This window comes from Treponema sp. (genome assembly GCF_045641405.1).
Classification (GTDB): domain Bacteria; phylum Spirochaetota; class Spirochaetia; order Treponematales; family Treponemataceae; genus Treponema_D.
In genome coordinates, this window is sequence record NZ_JAZUGX010000046.1 from 1 (window position 1) to 7,011 (window position 7,011).

Annotated in this window: 6 protein-coding genes; 3 read left to right on the plus strand and 3 right to left on the minus strand. The window is 39.4% G+C overall.

Annotated features, from left to right (window positions below; all coding sequences use genetic code 11):
* Positions 1-191: 191 nt before the first annotated feature.
* The gene (locus tag ACKI39_RS07150; protein WP_407399061.1) at positions 192-680 is read right to left on the minus strand and encodes an NAD(P)/FAD-dependent oxidoreductase; all 489 of its coding nucleotides are present in this window, start codon (positions 678-680) and stop codon (positions 192-194) included.
* 127 nt (positions 681-807) lie between these two features.
* Between ACKI39_RS07150 and ACKI39_RS07155 the strand changes: the two genes are divergently transcribed.
* Together ACKI39_RS07155 and ACKI39_RS07160 are read left to right on the plus strand one after the other, a co-directional pair.
* Entirely contained in the window at positions 808-1,995 is a 1,188-nt protein-coding gene (locus tag ACKI39_RS07155) for an endo-1,4-beta-xylanase (protein ID WP_407399063.1), read from the plus strand.
* Positions 1,996-2,081: 86 nt separating this feature from the next.
* Positions 2,082-3,065 (plus strand): hypothetical protein, encoded by a 984-nt coding sequence (locus ACKI39_RS07160; RefSeq protein WP_407399065.1) that lies wholly within the window; start codon positions 2,082-2,084, stop codon positions 3,063-3,065.
* A 14-nt stretch (positions 3,066-3,079) separates the two neighbouring features.
* Here ACKI39_RS07160 and ACKI39_RS07165 read toward each other — a convergent pair whose 3' ends face one another.
* Positions 3,080-5,584: a transporter substrate-binding domain-containing diguanylate cyclase gene (locus ACKI39_RS07165; protein ID WP_407399067.1), complete on the minus strand. Its 2,505-nt coding sequence runs from the start codon at positions 5,582-5,584 to the stop codon at positions 3,080-3,082.
* Positions 5,585-5,740: 156 nt separating this feature from the next.
* Between ACKI39_RS07165 and ACKI39_RS07170 the strand changes: the two genes are divergently transcribed.
* Complete coding sequence (locus ACKI39_RS07170; protein ID WP_407399069.1) at positions 5,741-6,175, plus strand: cupin domain-containing protein; 435 nt, start codon at positions 5,741-5,743, stop codon at positions 6,173-6,175.
* 300 nt (positions 6,176-6,475) lie between these two features.
* On the opposite strand, the gene tnpA is transcribed toward ACKI39_RS07170, so the two are convergent.
* Entirely contained in the window at positions 6,476-6,937 is a 462-nt protein-coding gene (tnpA, locus tag ACKI39_RS07175) for an IS200/IS605 family transposase (RefSeq protein ID WP_407399071.1), read from the minus strand.
* Between the last annotated feature and the right edge of the window lie 74 nt (positions 6,938-7,011).

The following is a 7,011-nucleotide window of genomic DNA, read 5'->3' on the forward strand; positions in this document are numbered from 1 at the left end:
GTTTTTTGTGAAAATACTTCGCTACGCTTCGCATTTTCACTGGCTAAAGCCATAAATAAGAGCCCTGAAGTGTAAGATCACCTCAGGGCTCTTTTTCAAATCATTTAATTCCAAGATGCGCCTGACTGTTCAGGTAAATCATCTGTGCAGGGTGATACTCATCCTTGTTTCCCCTATTCTTAACTAAAAAATCATAAATATTTCACAGCACTCAAAGCCGCCACATTTCCTTCACCTGCAGCCCTGATGTACTGGTACGGAAGTCCCGTAATATCACCGCAGGCAAAAATTCCCGGAATGTTTGTTTCCATATTTCTGTTAACAAGAATGTGGTTATCTTCAACTTTAAGACCTGCTACAACCTGCTTTGGAGATATACTTTCACGCATAATGAAAATACCATCAGCCTCAATTTCAGTATTTTTCAAAATCAACCTACGGGCTTTCATGTCTCCTTCGATCCTTAAAGGAACATCGTGAAGTACCTCTATATTTCCAGAAAATTTTGGCTCTTCATCATACAACGGAACATAAGTAACCTTGCTGCTCAAATTACGGCTGCCTAAGAGAAGTACATTCTTGTTTCTGATTTTCAATGTAATGGCAGCACTGATACCGGCTGGCCCCGTACCGATTATTGCTGCATCATAAATCATTTTTTCTTCCATTACTTTTTCCATTTGTTCATTATACCATATACAAAACTTACCGTAAAAAGACTATAACTAAATTTTAAAATGAAAAAGAACCTTAATTATGAATATATCTGCTAGAATATGAGGACAATTTTATTTTACGAGGAAACACATGTCTAAAATAGAAGAAAGAAAATCTACCGGCCAAATACTCTTTACAGATTCAAATGGAAAACCTTTGGCAAATGCAAAAATCGATTACAGTCTTTCAAACCATAAATTTCTTTTTGGATGCAACGGATTCCTGGTTTCAGACCTTGTAAATCAGCTTGGTGAAGAGGATGCTGAAAAAAATGAAAGCGTAAAACAGTTCCTTGATGTCTTTAACTTTGCAACCCTCGCCTTTTATTGGGGAAGCTTTGAACCTGAAGAAGGAAAACCTAGAACGGCAGAACTCATGCAGGCCGCAAAATTCCTTAGGAACCATGGAGTAACACTGAAGGGACATCCACTTTGCTGGCATACAGTCTGCGCCGACTGGCTTTTAAAATACGACAACAAGACAATCCTTGAAAAACAGATCGGACGCATCCATCGTGAAGTAGAAGGTTTTAAAGGAATCATAGACATGTGGGATGCAATAAACGAAGTTGTGATCATGCCTGTCTTTGATAGATATGACAATGCAGTAACTAGACTTTGCAGAGAACACGGACAGACAGGTCTCGTAAAGAAAATTTTTGATGCCGCAAAGGAATCAAACCAGAATGCAACATTGCTTTTAAATGACTTCAACATGTCGCCAGCCTACGAAAAATTAATAGAAGAATGTCTTGATGCCGGAGTAAAAATCGACGCCATCGGCTTACAGTCCCATCAGCATCAGGGTTGCTGGGGAATGGAAAAACTTGAAGATGTGCTTTCAAGGTTCGAGCGCTTTGGACTTCCTATCAACTTTACGGAAAACACATTTGTTTCAGGAGAACTTGTTCCTCCAGAACTTGATGACCTGAACGATTACAAATACGCCGACGATGCCTCTACTCCAGAAGGAGAAGAACGCCAGGCAAAATGGATAGAAGAATTCTACACTCAGATTTTTGAAAATCATCCACAGGTTACTGCCATCACAAACTGGGACTTCAACGACGGCGCATGGCTCAACGCACCAAGCGGACTCATAAGAAGGAACGGAACTGTAAAGCCTGCCTACTACACCTTGAAAAAACTCATAAAGGAAAAGTGGACCACAAAGGGAACTGTCACAACAGATGAAAATGGCTATGCCCAAATCTCTGGTTTCAAAGGCGAATACATCTGGAGCAGCGGCAACAATGATGGAAAGTTCAACCTCTTGTAGGATATGGAATAATTGGAGTCTCTAAAAATTGAAATTTCAACAGAATCAAGTTAATCAATTCAAATAAAATTGATATAATTTCCCATATGTTTTTCAGAGAAAATCCAATTTTTGGTCGCAAGGTATTTTTTATAGATCCTCCATATACAATAGAACACAAGATAGTCGAGAAACTCAAGGAACAGGAATATGAAGTTTATATTCTGAAAGACTATACTTTTGCAAAATCAGTACTCCGAAACTTTGAAAATGCAATCTGCTTCATAAACATAAAGCAGCAGCTGTCGCTCAAGGAATGGTACAACTACATCAAGTCATTCCAGTACGATGACACATTGAAATCTGTTTTCCTCGGAATCATGGCATCAAAAGTTCCTGAATCTTCCATCGAAAAATTCATCATGAACCTAAAGCTGCCTGGAGGCTACATTGGGCTTGATGGAATAACTCCAGAAGAAATCACAAAAAAAATCAGCGGCATTCTTGAAATCAACGGAGCAAAGGGAAAGAGAAAATACCTGAGCCTTACATGCAGCAAAGACGAAGCCTTGACCGGATACATTGCTCACGGAAACAAACTGTTTACAATGACCTTTGAAAACATCAGTTCCATCGGCATATCCTGTTTCCTTGATAATGACCTTTCTAAAATTCTTGTAAAAAATACCCTACTCACCAACGTGAGCCTTTCTCTTGGAAGATGGAGTGTAATAACGCAGTGCATTGTATACAGCATAAATGAAATGAACGGAAAGACAACGGCACTTCTCCTGTTTGCCAAGGGAACTCCTAAAGAAACCAAGGATTCATTAAGAAAATACATCTATGACGTTCTTGATAAAAAGCTTCAACAGCTCATAAAAGGTTCCACAGAAGACAATGAAAACTATTTTACCATGACATTCCCAAGCGATGGACAGGAAACACCTGACTACAATCCTCCAACGGAAGAAGATTCAGAAGTTGAAAATGCAGAACCTCTGGATGAAGAAGAAGACATTGAAAAGACTGAAGAATCAGAAGCAAAAGCTCCTACAGAAATTACAGAGGAAGAAACTGAAACCAAATAACAATCTTGAGGAATTCAATTATCTTCAATTGAATGCACATTGTTGACATAGAGGAAAAGGCTCTGGGACTCTGGTTCATAATCTGGAGCGGGAATAATCTGCATCATTGCACGCTTGTATTCATCTCCGTATTTTCTTCTGTAGAAAACCGTAAGATTCTTTTTCCCCGAACGGAAATAATCCTGCATGTACTTGATATCAGTTTTTTTCTTGTACCCATTAAGATCCTCAGGATGAACCTGACCTGAAGTACCAAAATCAGAAAGCCAAGTAGAAATCCTGTTTGCAAAACCTTTTTCAACCGTCTGCTCGTCCATATCCATGTTTATGATCTGGTAGGAATCTTCCGTAAGATTGATTTTGAGAATCTTAGTATACATTGAGCATAGGGCCTTATGGGCATCATTTTGCCCGCGAGGATCCATTCCCGATTTTCTGTAATGCTCGGACTTGGCATCATACATTCTCTTGTCTGCAAGTTTCCACAAATCCATAAGAACATCTGTTTCTGCTTCGGCGCTAAAGGCTGCACCAACGGAAATACATAGGGTATCGCTGTAAGTTCCCTTCCACCCCTTGCATAGTTCATCAAGTTTAAGCTTTGCATTGCCAAAAGTTTCTTCGTCGGTTCTAAGAAGTGCAGAGTATTCATCACCACCTGTACGATAGATTTTACCGTACTTGCCAAAGGCCTCCTCAATCAGAGTGTAAGCGTCCTTTATTAGTTCATCCCCTGCGAGATGACCAAGATCATCGTTTACTTTCTTGAGACCGTTCAAATCCATGGAAACACAAACATATTTCTGATTCCTTGAATTTTCAAAAGCCATCGCATCCTCTTCATAAGCGCGACGATTAAAGGCACCTGTCAGGGAATCCTTATATGCAAACTTGAAATATAATTTTTCCTTCTGATTTTTTGAAACAAATATTTCAACTGTGATGAGAGCAACAGCAAAGAAAATTGCGCATATGATAAAGACTAAAATTTGATGTCTTTTGATGAATTCCCTGATGGAATAAACAGATTCATTTTCAAGATACTTGTAGGTAAAAGTCAAAGTATCCTTTGAATCAAGCGTATTCAACGCCCTGTCCAGAAGAGAAAGGACACCAAGGTTATGGGTGCTGACTCCAAAGCATTTTGTTGTACTTGCAGGCAATTCAATGTATTTTAGATTGATATATTTTGAATTGCGAAGCAGAACGCTTGCACGAAGTCCACTCAAAATTGCGCATCCTGCGTCTCCATTGTTAACAGCATCAAGACATTCGGAAACGCTGTCATACAGAATCATTCTGGAATCAGGCAAGTTTGTCTGAGCATAGTCATACTGAATCTGATTGTGTCGGTTGATTGCAATGGTCTCAGTAGTATTTTCATTGATTTTATCGCGATAGACAAGATTCATTGCAGAAGTAATGACTTGCTTCGACTGGAACAAATCATTCTGTTCCATATAGTAGACATTGTTAGAAACAGGGAAAATCACATCTATATCGTGATTGTGGATTGCAGTAATCATGTCTTCCGTGTTTTGGAAAGGCTGATATGTAATCTTGATTTCCTGGTTGGCCTTTATCTTCTTGAATCCAGCATCCATTGCATCTACAAGAATACCTGTGACATTTCCCTTACTGTCAGTTCCGCAATACGGAAGAAAATTATCCATGTATCCAACACGAAGAGTATTGTTATGATTATCAAGCCATTCATGTTCTGCAGGTGAAACCCTTACGGTTACAGCACTGTTACTAAAATATTTTTCAGAAAGCTGATTCACATAGAAAGGATCATTGCTATCCAGTTCCGACAAAGCCATGTTCAGTTCTTTCAAAATGTCGGGCCTGTTTTTTGAAACGCAAAGGTACATGTTCACGCTAGCAATCTTCAGAAGAGGCTTATTGAATCCATTCACGCTTACGGAAGAACCTTCACCGATGAAGGCATCGATGTCACCTCGTTCAAGAGCAATGTCACGTTCATACACATCATTAAAAACTACTATCTCTGACTTTATGTTCCTATCGGAAAGCCATGTCTCAATAGCATCCTGAAGCAATCCAGGAATGGTACCAATTCTTTTACCGCGGAGAGTTTCAGCATCACAAGTAACAGTCGTTTCATTCGAACGGACAAAAAGATAGTAGCTCTCATATCCCATTGGATAATCAGGATAATTCATGTATGAAAGGCGAGATTCAGAATAACCAAGCCCCGCAAGAAGATCCACTTCCCCTCTCAGAAATGCTGAATACACCTCCGCCCATGAACCATAGACATATTCGTACTGCCATCCTGTCATGGAGGAAACTTTCTGAAGGTATTCATAGGCATAGCCTGATTTTACCGCACCATCCGAAGCTCCTTCCTGAAAAGCCTCGTTTTCATAGTAGCCTACCTTTATGTTTTTTCTTACAACAGTATGGATGTGTTCCTTGCCAAAAACAGATGTGGCCATGCAGAGCACTGAAAGCGATACAAAAATCAATCTAAAAAACGCAAAAGCTTTACGCATATAAAAACCTCGTTTTTATCACCCTTCCATCTAAATTGTAATACTATTCCCCTACAAAAACAAATTTTGAACATTGATTTGTCTGAAAGGCCATGACGGATTTTTACTTTTCCGTTTTAAAAATATGGAATATCATTATCTTATTGGAGGAATAAAATGAAAAAATCATTGGTAATTGTATGTTCTGCTATGTTGGCTGCATCTGCAGGTCTTTGGGCTGCACCTAAAAAGGCAAAGAAGGTTGATCTTCCTGCACCTTATTATTTTGACATCGCAAGCATGGAAGAAAAGAAAATCCCTAATTTCAAGGGTGGCGAAGGTGAAGTCATTGCAAAGATGTACGCAGACAATCTGAACAGAATTCTTTACGGAAGACTTACACCAGGTTCAACAATCGGTTACCACACCCACGACACAAGCAGCGAGATCGTTTATATTCTTGAAGGAACAGCAACCATCAAGTTGGATGACGAAAAGGAAGAAGTCTTAGGACCTGGACAGGTTCACTACTGCCCAAAGGGACATTCCCACAGCACTGCAAACCTCGGCAAGAAGGACCTTGTTGTATTTACAGTAGTTACAGAACAGTAATCAATAGCAAGCAAATATCACTTGCAAAATTAAAACCCCAGTTGTGATATGTACCATGACCCTGGCGACATATCATGAACTAGGCCGAACGAAAGGATGCTTCCTGTATTTTACAGGAAGCATTTCTTCTGTTTTATTCTGAATTTGCATTTCCCTAAATCATAACCACCCCTCAAAGGGGTGGTTTGCACTGTGGCTATAAGCCAAGTGTCTCAAACATGCGTCTCAAGGCGCTTGCTTTCACTAACGTTCAAGCCTACCGTAGTTTGACACCCGCAGGGGCATGAAGCCCCGTTTGTATTACTTGCTACCCTTAAAAGGGTCTTTGTATTCTTTCACACTAAGTTTGTCCATTGCTATATCATGGGCTTCTTGTTCTTGTATGTACTTCTTTATTGTGCTTTCATTCAGCCCTACTGTACTTACATAGTATCCTTCTGCCCAGAAGTGGCGGTTTTCAAACTTATATTTTAAATTTGCGTGCTTATCGAATATCATTAGAGAACTCTTCCCTTTCAAGTACCCCATGAAACTTGATACGCTATACTTTGGTGGTATACTCACTAGCATGTGTATGTGGTCTGGCATCAAATGCCCCTCTATAATTTCTACTCCTTTATACCCACATAGCTGTCGTATTATTTCACCTATACTTGTTTTTATTTCTGCATATATCGCTTTTCGTCGATATTTCGGTGTAAATATGATATGATATTTACAGAGCCATTTTGTATGGCTCAAACTATTGGTTTTATTTGCCAATTTGCCATTCCTCCTTGCATCATATACGATAGACTTGAACACCTATAGTATATCTCAAGTTGGGATGGTTTTTT